We start from the raw sequence: 16,801 nt of genomic DNA on the forward strand, positions 1-16,801 counted from the left end.
AGTTGGTGCCCTGCTTTATATCACGTTTGCTTTTACCTCAGGCTGCCAAAGTTGTACGCTGGGATCTCTGCTGGGGCCTGCCCGTACGCAAGAACGATCTGTTTCTGTGATTCAAGCTGTATGTCCCTATAGTTGCCTTCAAACTGCTCGCCGTTGACGTATGCAGTCACATTCATGCCGGCCACCGAGTCAAAGAGCCCTTGCTGGTCGCGGGTCTGCTCCCATATATCAAGGAACTGCCCCAAGGTGAACACTCTGGTCTGTGGTGCCTCTACATGGATTATGCCATCGCTGTCATGTGTGTGGAGCCAGTAAAAGCAGGAAGGAGAAGTGAGTATGCCGACATTGTTAGGTACCTGTCTTTCCTGACCGTTGACAAATACGTCCAAGTGGGCATGGACGTGATAATTGTTAAACTCATTTCTGTTGCATTCCACTCCGCTTATTGCGGCTGCCTGCGGGGACTGGTACAAAAGCGCCCCGACGACGGCTGCAATAGCTACTCCAACTATGATCGGTATTATAATCATCATGGATTTTTTCTTTCTTCGCCGGTCTGCGGCAAAGTAACTATCGTCCCTCTTCTTCTTTGACAATTTGCCATTGAGTTTGGCATGTCGTTCAATTTAAAGTTGATCTGCTTTCGGTCACAATTTATATAAGCAATCCCGCCAGTTGCAACCTCGAGCATGACAATTACCATAATCGGATCTGGCAAGGTCGGCGCCTCGGCAGCGCTTAACTGCGGCCTACGGGAGCTTGACAGGGACATACTGCTTCTAGACATCGTGCAGGGCCTGCCTCAGGGAGAGGCGATGGATATCAATCACCAGCTCTCGGAAAGGGGTTCTGACGCAGTTGCGCGGGGCTCGAACAACTATGAAGACATGCGGGGCTCTGACTATGTCGTACTTGTTGCTGGCGTAGGCAGAAAGCCGGGCATGACAAGGATGGATCTGCTCAAGACAAACGCCGGCATCGTCAAGGATGTTGCAGGCAAGATTGCGTCGTACGCCAAAGATGCCACTATTATCGTAGTTACGAATCCGCTTGACCCGATGACGTACCTTGCGCTCAAGGCGATCGGGGCAAAGAAGAACAAGGTGATGGGCATGGGCGGCATGCTTGACCTGTCAAGGTTTAAGAGCTTTATTCAGGACGCCACCAAGATTTCCCGCGATTCAATCCAGGCTATGGTGATAAGCGAGCACGGCGAAAACATGCTGCCGCTGACAAGGTTCTCATCGATAGGTGGAATTCCGTTGCACGAATTCATCTCAAAGGACAAGGCGATGGAGATTTTTGAAAAGACTAGAAAGGTGGCGGCCGAAGTGATCGCGCTCAAGGGTGCGACGGTGTACGCGCCAGGCAACGCTGTCGCGACCATGCTCGAATCGGCAATCCGGGACAAAAAACTGGTGATACCTGTGTCGGCGCTTCTTGAAGGCGAGTACGGCATCTCTGACCTGTGCATAGGAGTACCGGCAATCATTGGCGCGGGCGGCGTAGAGCGGGTGATCGAGCTCAAACTGGATAGCTTTGAGCAGGACGTTTTCAACAAGGGCGTCGCAAGCGTGAAAGAAGCGATCAAGGCACTCCCGCTTTAAACAATCCTTTTATTCTCTTTTTGTGGAATAGCTGACTGGCCGATGGATCTACACACTATCCTCGACAGGTTTGCAAATGGCAGCCTCAGCCTGTCAGACGTAGAGAAAGAGATCTCTATCCACGCGATAGAAAAGATAGGCGACATTGCCAAGCTGGACGTCGGCAGGGAGATGAGGAGGGGTATGCCGGAGATAATCTTTGCAGAGAACAAAGAGTACAGGGACATCATCAGGATTGCACTAGCCGCCGTCCGGCACAACGGCCAAGCTGTAGTCAGCAGGATAAGGAAGAGCGAGCTGTCAAAAGTAACAAATGCGCTAAAGAAGAAGGGATTGCTGGTTGAAGTCGGCAGGAACAGCACAACGCTTCTTGCTTCGGACAAGTCGTTTAGCAGGAAAAAAATAATGACTGGCGCAAAGATAGGGATAATGGCAGCCGGCACTTCTGACATCGGAGTCGCAGAGGAGGCCCGGCTTGTGGCAAAGGCCATGGGCTGCGAAGCAATAGCCAGCTATGATGTAGGCATTGCAGGAATGCACAGGCTGTTCCCCGCGCTCAAGGAGATGGTGGCGCAAAATACAGGCGCAATTGTTGTCGTGGCCGGGATGGAAGGCGCGCTTGCATCGGTGGTTACATCAATGGTTGACGTCCCCGTGGTGGGCGTCCCGACCTCGATAGGCTACGGCTTTGGTGCAAACGGCATAGCCGCGCTTGCCTCGATGCTGCAGAGCTGCACACTTGGCCTGGCTGTGGTCAACATCGACAACGGGGTCGGGGCCGGAGCATATGCGGCGTCGATTGCAAAGAGAATGACGAGAAAATGAGGGAATCCTAAAACGTTTATAAGTGCTTTACATTTGTTGCTTCTCTAATCGTTGAATGGTGGATGATTAACTGTTGACTTATGTTCATACACTAAAAAGAATTAGAGACAATAAAACAAATTATCGCAAAAGGGCCGCAATCCTGATCGGCCGTCACTCTTTTGTGACTGTCAAGGTCAGCGACCAGAACATCGCAGCCCAAGTGCTCAAGCCGACCCCGACCGGCGACATTGTCATTGCCTCTGCGCACAGCAGGGAGCTTGAAAAGCAGGGCTGGAAGGGCGCACTCAACAACCTGCCTGCGTGCTACCTCACAGGCATGCTAATGGCCAAGAAGGCGCTAGAGAAAGGGGTGAAGAATGCAGTCCTGTATGTAGGCAAGGACCACTTTACATCTAGGGTGGCCGCATGCATGAAGGGCATTGTGGACGGAGGCGTCTCGATGCCTGTTTCTGAAGAGTCACTTCCGGATGAGGAGAGGATAACCGGCCAGCATATCGCCGAGTATGCCAGTACGCTGAAAGAGAACCAGGAAGAATATAATTCTCGATTTTCTGCTATCTTGAAGAATGGCCTCAACCCGGAGGACTATCCTTTGCACTTTGAAGAAATAAAGAGCAAACTTTCAGGCAAGCCTGCGCCAAAGAGGGTTGCCAAAGAAGAGGAAGAAGGAGAAGAGGCGCCAACTGCTGCCCCGAAGGAAAAGAAGGAAGCGCCTGAAAAGGAGGAAAAGAAGGCTCCAAAGGAGAAGAAGGAGACCAAGAAGAAAGAGGCAAAAGAAGAAAAGGGGAAGGAAAAGAAGGCTAAGGAAGGAGGTAAGACCAAGAAGAAATGAGTAGAATGTTCCAGCCACCAGGCCAGCAGCAGACAGAATGGAAGCCCAGAACCACGCTTGGAAGCATGGTGTTGGCGGGCAAGATAAACTCGATGGATCAGATATATGAAAACGGCATGAGGATTCAAGAGGCTGAGATAGTCAAGCACCTTCTGCCGGACATGAAGAATCAGGTGGTCCACGTCGGCATCGTCCAAAAGCAGACCGACGCCGGCGAGATGACGCGTTTTAATGCTCTTGTGGCAGTTGGCAACGAGGCTGGCTGGTTTGGCATCGGCAAGGGCAAGGCCTCTCAGATGAGAGTTTCAATAGACAAGGCTACAAATGCTGCTTTTCTCAATGTCATCCCAGTAAAGCTTGGCTGCGGAAGCTGGGAGTGCAAGTGCAACCAGCTTCACTCTGTACCTTTCAAGGTGCGGGGCAAGGGCGGCAGCGTTACGATCGAGATCATTCCTGGCCCAAGAGGGCTTGGCATTGTAGCAGGCGAAAATATCAAGAGCCTGCTCAAGCTGGCGGGCCTAAAAGACGCATGGACAAAGTCCTTTGGGTCGACCAACACAATGTCGTCAACAACAAAGGCGATCTTCAATGCTCTGCGGAGCACTTACAGCGTAGGTTGATGATGCTAACATGGCATATCTCATAGTCAGAATAAAGGGAACGGTCAACATACCCCGATGGGCGCAGGCGACGCTTAACGGCCTGAACCTTGACAGGCGCTTCCGGGCAACTGTAGTGCCAGAAAGCGAAGAGTACCTCGGCATGCTGAGGAAGGTCAAGGAAGAGGTCGCATGGACAAAGGCTGACGCTGGCATCGTGAAAGAGCTTCTTGAAAAGCGCGGCAGAAAGGCCGGCTACAAGCCGATAACCAAGTCAGACCTTCCAAAGGAGTACAAGAGCATCGACGACCTTGCTGCTGCAATAGCAGAGAACAAGGTCGCCATGAGCAAGCTGGAAGGCATCAAGCCGTGGTTTGCGCTCAGCCCTCCAAAGGGAGGATTCAAGAGAAAGACAAAGACGCAGTACGCGCAGAACGGGGTCCTTGGAGAAGACGGCGAACTAGTCGAGATCGTCAAGAGGATGCTCTAGCGCAGCAAGACTTAATTAAGGTGCAAGTGAACGTGATAACTAATTCCAGCCCAGTGATAATTTATGGCTACTAGATTTAGAAAAAGCAGAAGACAGCGCGGCAGCCGGTATTGTGGCTGGGGCCAGATCGGCCAGCACAGGCAGGCCGGCAGCAGAGGTGGCATAGGAGGCGCTGGAAAGCACAAGCACTTTTGGATAAGGACAGTCATCGAGGAACCTGACCACTTTGGTCATGATCCTTTCAACTCTTTTAACCGCAACCTCGTGCAGAGGTGGATAAACGTCCGGGACTTGGACGCTGTCTTTGCCAAACATGGCAAGGCTGATGAAAGTGGCAAGGTTGTCCTCGACCTGACCTCGCTGGGCTACGACAAGCTGCTTGGAGGAGGCTCTATCAGCGGGGCTTATGCGATCAAGGTAGCCAAGGTGTCAGAAAGCGCCAAGAGCAAGATCGAAGCTGCAGGTGGCGAGGTTATAATAAATGAGCAGTACGACGACAAGTGAGCACGGGCTACGGCGCTTCATAAAGGCCGCATCAGCCTATGTCCCGCAGGTCCCAAAGCCAAAGAAGAAAGTTTCGCTAACAGAAAAATTCGTCTGGACTGGCATCGCGCTCTTTGCATACCTTGTCATGGCGCAGATACCGCTTTACGGCGTAACAGACGACCCGCGCTTTGACTTTCTCGCTTTTGCACGCGTAATTTTCGCAGCACAGCAAGGAACTCTGATGGAGCTTGGCATCGGGCCCATAGTCACGGCAGGCTTGCTCATGCAGCTGCTCAAGGGCTCTGACCTAATAAGGCTGGACTTCAAGAACCCTGACGATAGGTCGCTCTTTACGTCGGCGACAAAGATAGTCACGATAATAGTAATAGTGGCAGAGGGCGCGCTGTACGGCGCAAGCGTCTATGGGCCGCTGACTGCTCCGGAAGCTCCCCATGCCATCTATGTCCTTGTTCTGCAGCTGATAGGCGCAAGCGTCATAGTCATGTTGATGGACGAAATGGTGCAGAAGGGATGGGGCATTGGCTCTGGCCTCAGCCTGTTCATCATGGCCGGCATAGCTCAGACTATACTCTGGAGTGTGTTCAGCGTGGTGCCTGCAGACGACGGCCCGGTGGGCATATTCCCATTCACAATAGATGCAATAGTTAACGGGCACGGCGCAGACGCGATCTTCCGTGTCGGCCAGCTCCCAAGCCTTTTTGTCCTTGCGTTGACCATTGCAATTATACTTATACTCGTGTATATCGAGGGCATACACGTCGATGTACCGATAGTATCGACAAAGTACAGAGGCTTTACAGCCGTATACCCGATCAAGCTGCTCTACACCTCAGTTATACCTGTCATACTAGCATCTGCGCTCATCGCAAACGCTGTCTTTATGGGGAATATGTTATGGGCCAACTATAATCCGAATAACCAGAACCCGGCGTTCAACTGGATCGCCATGTTTGACACCCAGTCTGCGCAACAGGGAGGGCAGCCTACGCCAATCGGTGGCATACTATACTACATCACTGCCCCAAGGGGCCTTGATGCGGCGGCCGCAGACCCGCTAAGGGCTGTAGTCTATGTGTTATTTCTGACCGGCATTGTCACCGTGTTCTCTAGGCTGTGGGTAGAGCTTGGTGGACTTTCGGCAAGGACTGCAGCGCGCAACCTCCTTGACGCCGATGTGCAGGTCCCTGGTTTTAGGCGCTCTGAAGGGTCGGTGGAGACTCTGCTTAACAGATACATCCCCGCACTCACGCTTCTGAGCGGCATAATAATTGGGCTCTTGGCCGGCATTTCCGATGTTTTGAACGTCTTTGGCACTGGAACCGGCATCCTCCTTATGGTCAACATCATGGTCAGCTATTACCAGACGCTGGTCAAAGAGCAGGTAGACGTGAACATGCCCGGTCTGGCGGCTCTAATTGGCAGAAAACAATAAACGCGCAGTAATTGTAGGCATCCCAGGCGTGGGCAAGACCACGGTCATCACCCGCGCGGCAGAGATGCTCAACGAAAAGCGCAAGACCACTGTCGTGGTTTTCGGCACTGTCATGTTCGAAGAGGCCAAGAAGATGGGCCTCAAGAGCAGAGACGAGATGCGCAGGATGCCCGTAGAGGAGCAGCGCCGCCTGCAGGAGATGGCCGCCCAGCGCATCGCGGAAATGAGGGACAGCATCGTTCTTATCGATACTCATCTTTTTATAAACACGGCTGAAGGGTACTACCCTGGGCTCCCGATGAGGCTCCTCAACATCATGAAGCCGACCAACATGATAATGGTCGCTGCCGACGCAAATGAAATAGCGGAGAGGCGCAGGACCGACCAGACGCGCCAGCGCGACATCGCTTCTGCAGAAAACATCCAGAAAGAGCTTGACATTTCAAGGGTGATGGTGTCTTCGTGCTCTATACTGACAGGCGCTCCGTTTGCAATAATCATGAATAACGATGGTCAGGTGGACGAAGCGGCAGCAAATATAGCAAAGATACTGCTAGTAGGAGATGAAAAATGAACTTTCAGGATCTGCTGATGCAATTTTTCTCCCCACAGTATACTACTAACCCGTGGTTCCCTGACATGCTGAGCGCAACGATCGTTGCGCTCATAATAGCTGTCGCGATGAACTTTGCCTTTGCGATGCTCCGGAAAAAGACCACGGACATTGAAAAGATGAACAGGGTCATGAAAGAGACAAACGAATGGCGCAAGCAGTACACGGAGGCGATCAAAAAGCAGGACAAGCCCAGAATTGAGGAGCTGAAAAAGAAGCAGGCCTATGTCAACAAGATGGCCCTTGAGATGCAGCAGCAACAGATGCGCCCTATGCTCATTTACATGGTACCGTCGTTCCTGATCTGGATCTTTGTGTTCCCGGCAATATTTGGCGGGACCGTTGCCATGTCACCGATAGAACTGCCATTTGTGACCTGCAGCCAGGATAATGTAAACACCGACACACAGACAAGAACCAACGAAGATGGCACTACTGCTCTAACAGGACCGTGCAGGATACCCGGTCAGGTCTACCTATGGGGGTGGTTCCTGATAGGCTCGTTTGGCTTTAGCGGCATAATATCCAAGATAACAAAGACCAGCATGCCGAGCATGACTTAGAATTGGTGGCGGCCAACAAATTCAGCATTGTCATTTCAGGCTGGCCCGCCGTGGGCAAGACTACGATAGCGGCCAAGCTCGCCGAGGAATTCGGCCTTGTGATGTACAACGGCGGCGATATACTAAAGATGCTTGCAGCGGAAAAGGGCTACTTCACCGGCAGGGACGACTGGTGGGACACTGCAGAGGCGAAAAAGTTCATGCAGGAGCGCAAGTCCGACCCGTCGTTTGACAAAAAGGTGGACAAAAAGTTGGCCGAGATAGTGAGAAAGGGCGGCGCAGTCATTACCAGCTACACGCTCCCTTGGCTCGTGCAAGGAGAAGAATCCCTGATCAAGATTTGGCTCAGGGGCTCCTCAGAAAACAGGGCAAAAAGGATGGCAAACCGTGATGACATCAGCTTTGCAGAGGCAAAAAAGATAATCGCGCTACGGGACAAGGAGAATAAAAAGATCTACCACAGGCTGTACGGCTTTCGCTTTGGGGAGGACCTGACGGTCTTTGATTATGTGCTCAACACCGACAAGCTGCCACTCGATTCGCTTATTGAGATATCCAAATTAATAGTAAGGCGGCAAATAGGTGGATAATAGTAGTAGAGGTAGTAGGTAATAGCCTTGAACCTGCCGCAGCTGGAGAACCTTGTCAAAGTAGACGACGATGTCACCAACGACAACTATGGCCACTATCCTGACAGGCGGCCTATCGAGTCATTGCTATACTACGGCCTTGTGCTTGTAGACAAGCCTGCCGGGCCCACGAGCCACGAGGTGGTGGCGTGGGTAAAGCGGATACTGGAGATCGAAAAAGCGGGTCACAGTGGCACGCTTGATCCGGGAGCGACCGGCCTCTTGCCGCTCGGCCTAGGGGAAGGCACCAAGGCGCTGTCGGTGCTGCTGCTTGGACCAAAGGAGTACTATGCCCTTGCACGCCTCCACTCGCACATTTCAGTTGACAGGCTAAAGCGGGTCATGCAAGAGTTTACTGGCGAGATCTACCAGCGCCCGCCCCAGCGCTCATCTGTCAGGCGCGTCACCCGCGTCAGGACCGTGTATGAATTCGATTACCTTGAGAACTATGACAGGCTGGTACTCATGCGGATCCTCTGCCAGGCAGGGACGTACATCCGCAAGATAATCTACGACATCGGAGAGGTGCTGTCGCCGGGGGCCACGATGGTCGAGCTCCGCAGGACGAGGGTGAGCAACCTATCGGAGCAGAACAGTGGCGGCCTTGTAAAGCTGCACGATCTTGCAGACGCGTACCAGCGCTACAAGGAGAGCAAGGACGACGAAAAACTGCGCCGGCTGATCCTGCCTATAGAGCACTGCCTTGAGGGCATACGTGCTGTGACAGTCCGCGACACGGCGGTTGACGCGCTGTGCCACGGGGCGCCGCTTGCGGTGCCGGGAGTGGTGGCCGTGCCAAAGGACCTACGGGTAGGCGAGCTTGTGGGCGTGTACACGCTCAAGGGCGAGGTGGTGGGCCTCGGACAGGCAGCAATGACAAAGGAAGAGATCGAGCAGAATGCCCGGGGGATAGCGTTTGCAATGAAGCGACTGATCATGAAGCCGGGCACGTACCCAAAGGCGTGGCGGTCTAAGGGCGAGCAGGCAGCAGTAGTCAACGTGCCGACAGAAGTCGACCTAGACAGGCTGGAAAATGAGCACGCCGACGAGCTGTAGTAATAAAAAATTGCTAGAGGGTTTCGCCGATGCCGGGCCTCTTGCGATCCAGCTTGGCGATGTTCTTTGCAAGGTTTTCAATCGTGCCAGGAATATGGCACTTGCACATGCAATCCGCGCAGTCGACGTGGTTGCCGCCCTTGCAATGATCGGATAACCCTTGAGTAGTAGCCAAAATAACCGTTGTTAGTTTTGCAAGTTCCTCAATTTTTAGCTTTTGTCTTGGCCATCGGCGCTCGTATATGTGCGTGTGCGTTTCCAGTGGGGCATGTGTGTATATGGAGAAAAAATGATGCAGAGCTGCTGCATTTTATATACAAAAAATGCTACAATTTACGAAATGTGCTTCCAGTCAAATTTTGGTGCATTGCGCACGTTTTACACACAAAAATGGTGCATTTGCAAAACACATGTATAACATGCACGTTTCCAGTCCAAGAATGATTAGTTCTTTTATAGCCTGATTAAAAAATTAAGCTATCGCTAGTTGACACTAGATGGCTGTGGTAGTCGTTTGTATAGTAGATAGTTTGGGATTGAGTTTGTATGACCTGTATGGCGTGGCTTATGATTAATATACAGATGTGCCAGTGCAAGATGTAAGTGCCGGGATCGCCTAGCCCGGTAGGGCGCAAGCCTGGAATTTGTCAAACCGGCCAGCTTGTGACCCGTGAGGGTCCCGAGGGTTCAAATCCCTCTCCCGGCGCTTGAAATAATAATACATCTATAGAAGATGCTTATTGATGACTGAATTGCGTTTTCAGCGGTACTGTTAACTAACTTACACCATTTGACGAACAATAGAGGAAAACGTGAGCAAACAATAAGTTGACAGAACTCTGTTGTTGTTTTGCCAGAGTTTTTACGGTTTGATCAGCAGATTTGAACTATAGAGCCGTTTTACTTTAGCGTTAAATATGACTCTCTTGCCCCAATGACGATGAAAGAAAACTTGATCGACTGGCAAGTATCAACAACTACTGCCGCTACCCTAAATGCTCTGTATGTTGTTGATAATGGTGCGCCGTTAAGCAATGATGATGCTTGTTATTATCATAATCATCAAGAATTGGTATCAACAACCACTATCTCAAGGCCATCGTCATTCAAGAAGATGAAAGGAGAGGAGAGTCGGGAGCTGTCATGAGCTACGTTCAATTTGCGCTTGCTCCAATTGCCACGCTGGTCGCCGGTCTCTCATTTGCAATATTCTTCTTCAGAATTGGAAAGGTCGGGCCCAAGATAAGCAACTTGGCTTTTGTGATATGGGCGGCAGGATCAGGGGTGGCCATGTGGTACGGTTCACTGGCTTTCAAAGAACAACTCGCAAATGCCATGCTATTTTCTGATTTCACTTCCCTGATAAGAAACACTCCGTATTCGACCTTGGTCTACGGAAGTGTTCAGCAAACAGCGGCCGCTGCGCTCATTGGGATTTACGAGATTACAATGGTTGCAGGGTTCGTCATTTTAGTTAATATCAGATCCCATTCCCATTTGCGCTCCCAGCAACAGCAATACTTGAAAGAGTCTGAAAATGCAATTTCTGGTTCGCCACAGATTGGGGTCAGTACCGTTGTTCCCGCAAGTCGTAATGACGACGATGATGAATTTGATTTCCAGACTATGCGCCAAAAAGGTGACAACAACAGAGCAGGCACGCTTCATTATTCTTCTGCCGGCTACAAACTTCAAGAGAACTCTGTCGCCCATGACGCTCAGGCTTCTTCAAACACCCTCAGCAAGGAAGAGCTAACAATCATGGAGTTGTTTCTGTTTGGAAGAGTAAGCAAGATCACTCCTCGCGTAGACCTGTCAAAGCCAGAGGGATACTTCTTTGAAGGCGCGCCAATCTCGAACATGGATACCAGCAGGCTGAGGCAGATTTTGGATTCGCTGACGCGCAAAAAGCTGCTCAATCTGGAATTCTCGGACAAGATCCTGTCATGCAAATCCTGTGGTTCTCCAAACATCCAGCTCAGGAACATGTGCCCTTCATGCAAGTCAATGAGGCTGAGCAAACACAACGTGCTGGAACACTTCGCTTGCGGACTTGTGGACAAGCAGGAGAACTTCCAAAACTCCAATGGGGATCTCGTTTGCCCAAAGTGTCACACCAAACTCCAGCTGATAGGCTCGGACTACCGCAACCTGTCCCAGATGTACATCTGCCAAGAATGCAATTCGCGGAACAAGGACCTCCTCCAGATGATGAAGTGCGCTGGATGCGGAACAGAGCTGGAAATTGGCGAAGAAAACGAGCAGTATCTGTACGCATATACGCTGAACGAAGTCGCCGCGCAGAAGCTTGGCGATCAGATCAAGCCCTTGGGAGCCTGCATAGCGCACTTTAGGTCGCTTGGCTACACGGTAGTATCTCCAGCTTTTGTGATAGGCAAATCGGGAACGCAGCACATTTTCGATGCTCTCGTGCTGGGAGGCGTACAGGGTCTCGAGACAAATAGACGACTGGGCGGGGCTCCTTACAAGCTGGCAAACGACTCAAGCAGCAACATGGTTCTTGAAATCATCATTTCAAGCAATCAGGTAAACTTGGAGCAGATAACCCGAGCCTACGGCAAAATGTGCGATGTCGATTGCGAATCCCTGATCTTTGCGATTCCGGGGGCCTCGGACAATGCCCGCAGCTACGCATCAGGATTCAACATACGACTAGTCGAAGGAAAGACCATCGAACAAGCCTTGGAGAGGCTGAACATTCTGCCCGCAGTCGGCAGCAGCAGGGGTACGAACTGACGCGCTGGTTCACCAGATGAAAATTGGCCTCTAAAGTAAAAGATCAGGTGCAAAGAAGCGCGCGGAGCGGAGGCAAGAACGATGGCGATAAGACTTCTTTTTCCTCGTCCTTGCCTAGTGGCAATAATAATAACATCATCAATCGCTCAACCGTGCTATTCAGCGTACTGGCAATCGTTACCCTTGTCGCAGTGACGTTAGCGATAGGAGCCATCGATGTATACCTCGCAGCAGCCTGTGCCCTAGCCGGCAACATCTATCTTCTCTGGCTCCTAAAGAGCGCACAGACAAAAAAGAAGCAGAAGAAAAAACTTGGGCGAAAGCGCGGATTTGCCCCCGTCCTGCTTGTTGGCATTGGACCTGTCGTAGGCTCGCTGGTATTTTTCTTCCTTGGTTACCTTGGGTCCCCTGCCGAAGCGATTACAAGAATGTTGATGACAGTAGGCTTTAGCATTTCGCTCTTTGTCAGCTCGTTCCCCCTGCCTCTTGCAATAAAGTTCAAGCTCCTTGAAGGCCGCCAGCAAAACCAAGAGTCGTACAGGCCGCTTGTGACAATACTCGTTCCGGCGTATAACGAGCAGGAAGTAATATCGAGAACCCTTGAGAGCCTCATGAACCTGAAATACGGAAACAAGGAGATTATCGTGATCGACGACGGCTCCACAGACCTCACCCCTGTAATTGCATCATGGTATAGGCAGTTTGGGGTAAAAGTGCTGAGGAAACCTAACGGCGGCAAGGCTTCTGCCCTAAATTACGGACTGCTCTTTGCCCGCGGCGAGATCATAATCACGATAGACTCCGACAGCATGGTCGAGCGCGACGCGATTAACAAGATAGTCTCCATCATGAGAGATGAAAATATGCTGGCTGTTGCAGGAAACATCAGGGTCCTCAATAGCAACTCGATGCTCACCAAAATCCAAGAACTGGAATACCTGATGTCGATAAACATGCTGCGGAGGGCTTTCGCCCTGTTCGGCTCTGTGATGGTAGTGCCGGGGGCGTTTGGAGCCTTTAGGAAGAGAGAGACAATTCAGGTTGGCAGCTATGACAATGACACAATAACCGAGGACTTTGATCTCACCATCAAGCTGCTAAAAACAGGAGGGGCGGTAGGTTCAAGCTCAGCCGGGCTTGCCTACACGGAAGTTCCATCGTCATGGAAAGTGCTATACAAGCAAAGGCTGCGCTGGAGCACTGGGACGTACCAGACGATCTTCAAACACCGGGACGTCATCTGGAACACGCGGTATGATCTGCTACATTCTCTGGTCTTTCCTATGATCCTGCTCTCGCTGTTTAACCCCATAACAAGCTTTGTCGGGATAGGGGCCGGAATTTACCTTGCGCTCACAGGAGGTCTGTTGATATTTCTGGGAATGCAGTTGATATTCCTCATAGTTCAGGTCTTCATGTCTCTGGTCGCGCTTTCCATTGACAACGAGAGGTACAGGCTTGCGTTGTATTCACCATTCTTTGTCCTTGTCTACAAGCAGGTCATAGATTTCACAACGCTGGTCTCGGCATTCCGGGCAGCCTTCAGCGGGAGCAAACAGTGGCATAAAATCGACAGGTCGGGCGGCATGCAAGCGATCAAAGTCTCCAACAAGGGCTGATGATCCGCCTGCCACTGCTACTATGAAACGCTGTATGTCCCTCGGCTCAGTAGCCAGCATACGGATACGGCGCGCCGGCCATTTCTGCATAAGTCTTGTATTGGCTCAGGACATGGTTTATGTGCGTGTCGGCGCGCTCGTTCCAAGAGCCGCAGCCGTATACCGCGCCTGGTCCGGAATTGTATGTGGCGACAGCCATGAGCAGGTATTGCTCATCTGAACATCCGTAAAAGTTGCTTTTCACGTAGGACAATTCTCTGGATAACGCCTGCACGCCCCGATCGATATTGTACTGAGGGTTGAACCATGAAGAGGACCAGTAAGGAGAAGTTGTGTCCGTGGTAAGGTTCGGCGGGCCTGCCTGAGGTTCTGCGCACGCCGGCGTAAATTGCATCAAGCCGAATGATTTGCTTTGAGCGTCTGTCCACCCCGGCGGCACGCCACAGGGGCTATCGGGACTCACTGCCCTGGGGTCAAAGTACGATTCCTGAGATATCATGGCCTTTACCAACATCTGGTCAGATATGCCGTAATTCCGAGATGAGCTTTTGATATAAGAGTCAAATTGATCGTACATAGGATTGCCGGTAGCAATCGCAGTAGTATCATCACTTGCGTCATTCAATGGTATTACAAGCACGTCTCCGACGTATATCAGATACGGCGATTGGATATCATTTGCCTGCGCTATGTCCTGCCAAGGCACGCCAAATCTCAGACCGATCTTGTACAGCGTATCGCCGCTTACCACCGTGTATGTAGTAGTAGAAGACGAAGCATATGCCGCTTGAAGAAGCGATCCGGCTCCTCCCATCGAAACAATAGTGGACAGTAAAAGAGTCCAGATGGAGGATATTGCTGCCAGAGCTAAATACTGGTTTTTCTTTTCTTGATTATTTACCATTTTGACATTTTTTCTTGCTAGCATTAAAAAGGAATAGGGGTAGTAAGACGTATAATATTCCCCTATAGCGCTCCTCTGTATTGCTGCTGGCAACGGTCAGAAGGCGCTTGTCCCCATGGCATTCACACCATACTGCTGCATTCACATCTCCCTTTGGCCAACTTCTTTTCTGAGAAAGCGCATGCTCGTCGCGATGGCCGGTATTGCAATTGCCGCAGCAACGATGAAGGGCAGCCCGTCTATTCCTACAGAGACTCCATAGCCAAAGACGGAGGCTCCAAAGGCGGGACCTATGATCTGCGCAATCCCGGAGACTGACTGCGTTACCCCAAGCGCACTTCCCTGCCTGTCTGTGCCTGCTCTTAGCGATACAAGCGTGTTGATTGAAGCCATGCCAAATCTCATTCCCAGCGAAATCAGAGTGGAGCTTAGAAGCAGGGCCGGCAGGTTGTAGCTTGTAATGGCTCCGAGCATTCCAAGACCTATCGCGATCGAGGTGATGCCTGTTGCCAGCAGCAGTTGCGGGGAATATCTCTGATAGCTTTGGAATAACAAGTCCTTGGACAATTGCGCTGACCAGTCCGATGAAAAAGAAAAGCAGACCTACTTGGAATGGGCCAAATCCAAACACCTCCTTGCTCCAAGGGGTCCCAGTCCCATCCAGCACAAAGAATGCGAGCATTGCGATAAAGTAGGTGGCAAGGAGCAGCTTCATGTCCGTCTTTGCTGCAATGGTCCTGAACATTGTCGCAAGCGTTTCTCTGCTGCTAGTCTTGGTGCCTGCTGCTTCTTCTTCCTTTCTCATGCTTTCAGGAAGCCTAAAGTAGCCAAGACTGAAATTGGCAAATACAAGCGCGGCCGCTACAAACGAGGGCACTGCAAATCCATAAAGGCCACTGAGCGTCCCTCCTATCGCAGGCCCGATTATAAAGCCAAGCCCAAAGGTCGCGCCTATCTTGCCCATGTATTTCATCTTTGTCTCCGGCGTTGTAATATCTGCGACATACGCTGAAGCAACCGGGAATGTCGCCCCCTATCGCTCTTGCCAGGATTCTTGACAGGATAGCATCCACAACTGTTGGCCAAGCCAAAGGCAACGAACGATATCCCAGATCCTAAGAGGCACAAGAGATGATCTTGCGCCGACCGAACCTATCACTCAAGCTTCCCCCGATCGGCGTAAAACACGAACTGGGCAATGTTGTACGAAGCTAATAGGAGCCCAAAGACAAAAGACGACGCCCCAAAGCTCTCTGCGTAAAAGAATATGAACGGCAGCACCAATACAAAGCCCAGAAAGCCAATGAATACTGTGCTGTTCAGCACAGAAAACGTGGAACGCCCTACGGCCTACTGTGGCACCTAGATCCGACCTCCTCCAGCCATTGATTTTGGCCTGCTGTTGTTGCCGTACTCTTTGACCACGTCTCTAATCTGCAAATCTATCAGTTCGTATAGGGATTCCGCAAAAGCAAGACTGAGCCTGCTTGATCTATCATCATTTGCATGTTACGAGTTTGCTTTCATCATATATCTTTTCGTTTAGTTGCAAGTGCATTTAGCGCTGATCGTACTTGCTGTCAACACTTTAGACTGATAATGTGTTGCCCCTTCCGTTATTGTTACTGGAGGGAAACATATGGTAAGTACCCAGCGTATCTAGCGTGGTTTTGACACGGCAATCTGGGAAGATAGATGTTACCAGCCACCGTCGCGCTCCTTTTGAGTTTGCTGTCAATCGCCTTGATTATCCACTCTTGAGGATAATCCAGCTTTACGGGAAAAACACGTTGGCCTCCAAGGCTCTGTCGAATGACTCGATGCGGGCGCGGATGGCTTCGATCTTGAAAACGTTGTCGCTTGCAAGGTTCAGCCCGATTGCATCCACTTGGTTAGTCAGGTTGAAGGACAAAATGATATTGTCGGTCAACTCTCCAAGTATCCTTTCCAGCAGCCGGGGTAGAATTGCCTCTCAGCCCTCACTGGGAGGAAGAATACTATCTGTCCCTTCATTGCAGAAGGGTTTATGTTAATTGAAAATTCAAGGAGTGATTTTTCGTCATCTTCTCTATCATTCTCCCGACAGTCTCGGGCGAGATCGACTGCCTTTGCGATGTCCAGTACCTCAATCCTCGGTTTCTTGATAAGCTCCTTTATTATGGCATAATCGATCTTGGTAAGAATGTCAGGCACTTCGTAGTTGCAACTTTCAATAAGGCCAACGATTGCGGGCCGCAGCGAATCCAGCAGCAGTTGCATCTTGTCTTCGTCTTCATCTCTAACGCCTACCCCTAATCCCGTAACACCGCTCAGCACTTCGAACCGGTATCCTATAACTCCTACCAGATTGATGCGCTCAAGAAGT

The 16,801-nt window shown here is 51.0% G+C and carries 20 protein-coding genes, 1 tRNA gene and 1 pseudogene; 14 read left to right on the forward strand and 8 right to left on the reverse strand.

Annotation, left to right across the window (positions count from 1 at the left end; translation table 11 throughout):
• Positions 1–32: 32 nt before the first annotated feature.
• Positions 33–596, reverse strand: a complete 564-nt coding sequence (locus NGAR_RS00930; protein ID WP_015017717.1) for a hypothetical protein — start codon at positions 594–596, stop codon at positions 33–35.
• Positions 597–689: 93 nt separating this feature from the next.
• Between NGAR_RS00930 and NGAR_RS00935 the strand changes: the two genes are divergently transcribed.
• The 11 genes from NGAR_RS00935 to NGAR_RS00985 all read left to right on the forward strand — a co-directional run bounded on the left by NGAR_RS00935 (position 690) and on the right by NGAR_RS00985 (position 9,156).
• Positions 690–1,607 (forward strand): malate dehydrogenase, encoded by a 918-nt coding sequence (locus NGAR_RS00935; protein WP_015017718.1) that lies wholly within the window; start codon positions 690–692, stop codon positions 1,605–1,607.
• 42 nt (positions 1,608–1,649) lie between these two features.
• Entirely contained in the window at positions 1,650–2,432 is a 783-nt protein-coding gene (gene larB, locus NGAR_RS00940; RefSeq protein WP_015017719.1) for a nickel pincer cofactor biosynthesis protein LarB, read from the forward strand.
• A 73-nt stretch (positions 2,433–2,505) separates the two neighbouring features.
• Positions 2,506–3,267 carry a 50S ribosomal protein L18 gene (locus NGAR_RS00945; protein ID WP_228369243.1) on the forward strand — a complete coding sequence of 254 codons (762 nt, stop codon included), beginning with the start codon at positions 2,506–2,508 and terminating at the stop codon, positions 3,265–3,267.
• 5 nt (positions 3,268–3,272) lie between these two features.
• Complete coding sequence (locus NGAR_RS00950) at positions 3,273–3,887, forward strand: 30S ribosomal protein S5 (protein WP_015017721.1); 615 nt, start codon at positions 3,273–3,275, stop codon at positions 3,885–3,887.
• A gap of 10 nt (positions 3,888–3,897) precedes the next feature.
• Positions 3,898–4,356, forward strand: a complete 459-nt coding sequence (locus tag NGAR_RS00955) for a 50S ribosomal protein L30 (protein ID WP_015017722.1) — start codon at positions 3,898–3,900, stop codon at positions 4,354–4,356.
• Between the two features lie 63 nt (positions 4,357–4,419).
• Positions 4,420–4,860 carry an uL15 family ribosomal protein gene (locus tag NGAR_RS00960; RefSeq protein WP_015017723.1) on the forward strand — a complete coding sequence of 147 codons (441 nt, stop codon included), beginning with the start codon at positions 4,420–4,422 and terminating at the stop codon, positions 4,858–4,860.
• Positions 4,838–6,295 carry a preprotein translocase subunit SecY gene (gene secY, locus NGAR_RS00965; protein ID WP_015017724.1) on the forward strand — a complete coding sequence of 486 codons (1,458 nt, stop codon included), beginning with the start codon at positions 4,838–4,840 and terminating at the stop codon, positions 6,293–6,295. Before NGAR_RS00960 ends, secY begins: the two co-directional genes overlap by 23 nt.
• Positions 6,279–6,869, forward strand: a complete 591-nt coding sequence (locus NGAR_RS00970; RefSeq protein ID WP_015017725.1) for an adenylate kinase — start codon at positions 6,279–6,281, stop codon at positions 6,867–6,869. Before secY ends, NGAR_RS00970 begins: the two co-directional genes overlap by 17 nt.
• Positions 6,866–7,471, forward strand: a complete 606-nt coding sequence (locus tag NGAR_RS00975) for an EMC3/TMCO1 family protein (protein ID WP_015017726.1) — start codon at positions 6,866–6,868, stop codon at positions 7,469–7,471. The genes NGAR_RS00970 and NGAR_RS00975 overlap by 4 nt, the downstream gene beginning before the upstream one ends.
• A gap of 5 nt (positions 7,472–7,476) precedes the next feature.
• Entirely contained in the window at positions 7,477–8,061 is a 585-nt protein-coding gene (locus tag NGAR_RS00980; RefSeq protein WP_148681694.1) for a cytidylate kinase-like family protein, read from the forward strand.
• A 27-nt stretch (positions 8,062–8,088) separates the two neighbouring features.
• On the forward strand, positions 8,089–9,156 hold the full coding sequence (locus NGAR_RS00985; protein WP_015017728.1) for an RNA-guided pseudouridylation complex pseudouridine synthase subunit Cbf5: 1,068 nt from the start codon (positions 8,089–8,091) through the stop codon (positions 9,154–9,156).
• A 13-nt stretch (positions 9,157–9,169) separates the two neighbouring features.
• Here NGAR_RS00985 and NGAR_RS16980 read toward each other — a convergent pair whose 3' ends face one another.
• Complete coding sequence (locus NGAR_RS16980) at positions 9,170–9,331, reverse strand: hypothetical protein (protein WP_187147605.1); 162 nt, start codon at positions 9,329–9,331, stop codon at positions 9,170–9,172.
• Between the two features lie 430 nt (positions 9,332–9,761).
• On the opposite strand from NGAR_RS16980, the gene NGAR_RS00990 reads away from it, so the two are divergent.
• The 3 genes from NGAR_RS00990 to NGAR_RS01000 all read left to right on the forward strand — a co-directional run bounded on the left by NGAR_RS00990 (position 9,762) and on the right by NGAR_RS01000 (position 13,532).
• Positions 9,762–9,862 (forward strand) — tRNA-Ser (locus NGAR_RS00990).
• A 437-nt stretch (positions 9,863–10,299) separates the two neighbouring features.
• Entirely contained in the window at positions 10,300–11,913 is a 1,614-nt protein-coding gene (locus tag NGAR_RS00995) for a TackOD1 domain-containing metal-binding protein (protein ID WP_015017730.1), read from the forward strand.
• Positions 11,914–11,936: 23 nt separating this feature from the next.
• Positions 11,937–13,532 carry a glycosyltransferase family 2 protein gene (locus NGAR_RS01000; protein ID WP_015017731.1) on the forward strand — a complete coding sequence of 532 codons (1,596 nt, stop codon included), beginning with the start codon at positions 11,937–11,939 and terminating at the stop codon, positions 13,530–13,532.
• A gap of 46 nt (positions 13,533–13,578) precedes the next feature.
• Here NGAR_RS01000 and NGAR_RS01005 read toward each other — a convergent pair whose 3' ends face one another.
• The 6 genes and pseudogenes from NGAR_RS01005 to NGAR_RS01015 form a co-directional block, all read right to left on the reverse strand.
• Positions 13,579–14,436, reverse strand: coding sequence for a LysM peptidoglycan-binding domain-containing protein (locus NGAR_RS01005; RefSeq protein WP_015017732.1), 858 nt, complete (start codon positions 14,434–14,436; stop codon positions 13,579–13,581).
• 141 nt (positions 14,437–14,577) lie between these two features.
• On the reverse strand, positions 14,578–14,991 hold the full coding sequence (locus NGAR_RS18185) for an MFS transporter (protein ID WP_228369244.1): 414 nt from the start codon (positions 14,989–14,991) through the stop codon (positions 14,578–14,580).
• 31 nt (positions 14,992–15,022) lie between these two features.
• Positions 15,023–15,409: pseudogene (locus tag NGAR_RS19170) on the reverse strand (MFS transporter); the annotation flags it as partial.
• A 182-nt stretch (positions 15,410–15,591) separates the two neighbouring features.
• Positions 15,592–15,762, reverse strand: coding sequence for a hypothetical protein (locus tag NGAR_RS16985; RefSeq protein WP_015017734.1), 171 nt, complete (start codon positions 15,760–15,762; stop codon positions 15,592–15,594).
• 448 nt (positions 15,763–16,210) lie between these two features.
• The gene (locus NGAR_RS16990) at positions 16,211–16,366 is read right to left on the reverse strand and encodes a hypothetical protein (protein WP_015017735.1); all 156 of its coding nucleotides are present in this window, start codon (positions 16,364–16,366) and stop codon (positions 16,211–16,213) included.
• Positions 16,363–16,752, reverse strand: coding sequence for a transcriptional regulator (locus tag NGAR_RS01015; protein WP_015017736.1), 390 nt, complete (start codon positions 16,750–16,752; stop codon positions 16,363–16,365). The genes NGAR_RS16990 and NGAR_RS01015 overlap by 4 nt, the downstream gene beginning before the upstream one ends.
• Positions 16,753–16,801: the final 49 nt, after the last annotated feature.

Origin of the sequence: Candidatus Nitrososphaera gargensis Ga9.2, assembly GCF_000303155.1 — an archaeon.
Lineage (GTDB): Archaea > Thermoproteota > Nitrososphaeria > Nitrososphaerales > Nitrososphaeraceae > Nitrososphaera > Nitrososphaera gargensis.

Excerpts from the sequence above, each read along its gene's own strand:
- NGAR_RS00975 (WP_015017726.1), top strand. The coding sequence starts at position 6,866 with ATGAACTTTCAGGATCTGCTGATGCAATTTTTCTCCCCACAGTATACT.
- NGAR_RS00950 (WP_015017721.1), top strand. The coding sequence starts at position 3,273 with ATGTTCCAGCCACCAGGCCAGCAGCAGACAGAATGGAAGCCCAGAACC.
- NGAR_RS01005 (WP_015017732.1), bottom strand. The coding sequence starts at position 14,436 with ATGGTAAATAATCAAGAAAAGAAAAACCAGTATTTAGCTCTGGCAGCA.
- secY (WP_015017724.1), top strand. The coding sequence starts at position 4,838 with ATGAGCAGTACGACGACAAGTGAGCACGGGCTACGGCGCTTCATAAAG.
- larB (WP_015017719.1), top strand. The coding sequence starts at position 1,650 with ATGGATCTACACACTATCCTCGACAGGTTTGCAAATGGCAGCCTCAGC.
- NGAR_RS00935 (WP_015017718.1), top strand. The coding sequence starts at position 690 with ATGACAATTACCATAATCGGATCTGGCAAGGTCGGCGCCTCGGCAGCG.
- NGAR_RS00960 (WP_015017723.1), top strand. The coding sequence starts at position 4,420 with ATGGCTACTAGATTTAGAAAAAGCAGAAGACAGCGCGGCAGCCGGTAT.
- NGAR_RS00995 (WP_015017730.1), top strand. The coding sequence starts at position 10,300 with ATGAGCTACGTTCAATTTGCGCTTGCTCCAATTGCCACGCTGGTCGCC.
- NGAR_RS00955 (WP_015017722.1), top strand. The coding sequence starts at position 3,898 with ATGGCATATCTCATAGTCAGAATAAAGGGAACGGTCAACATACCCCGA.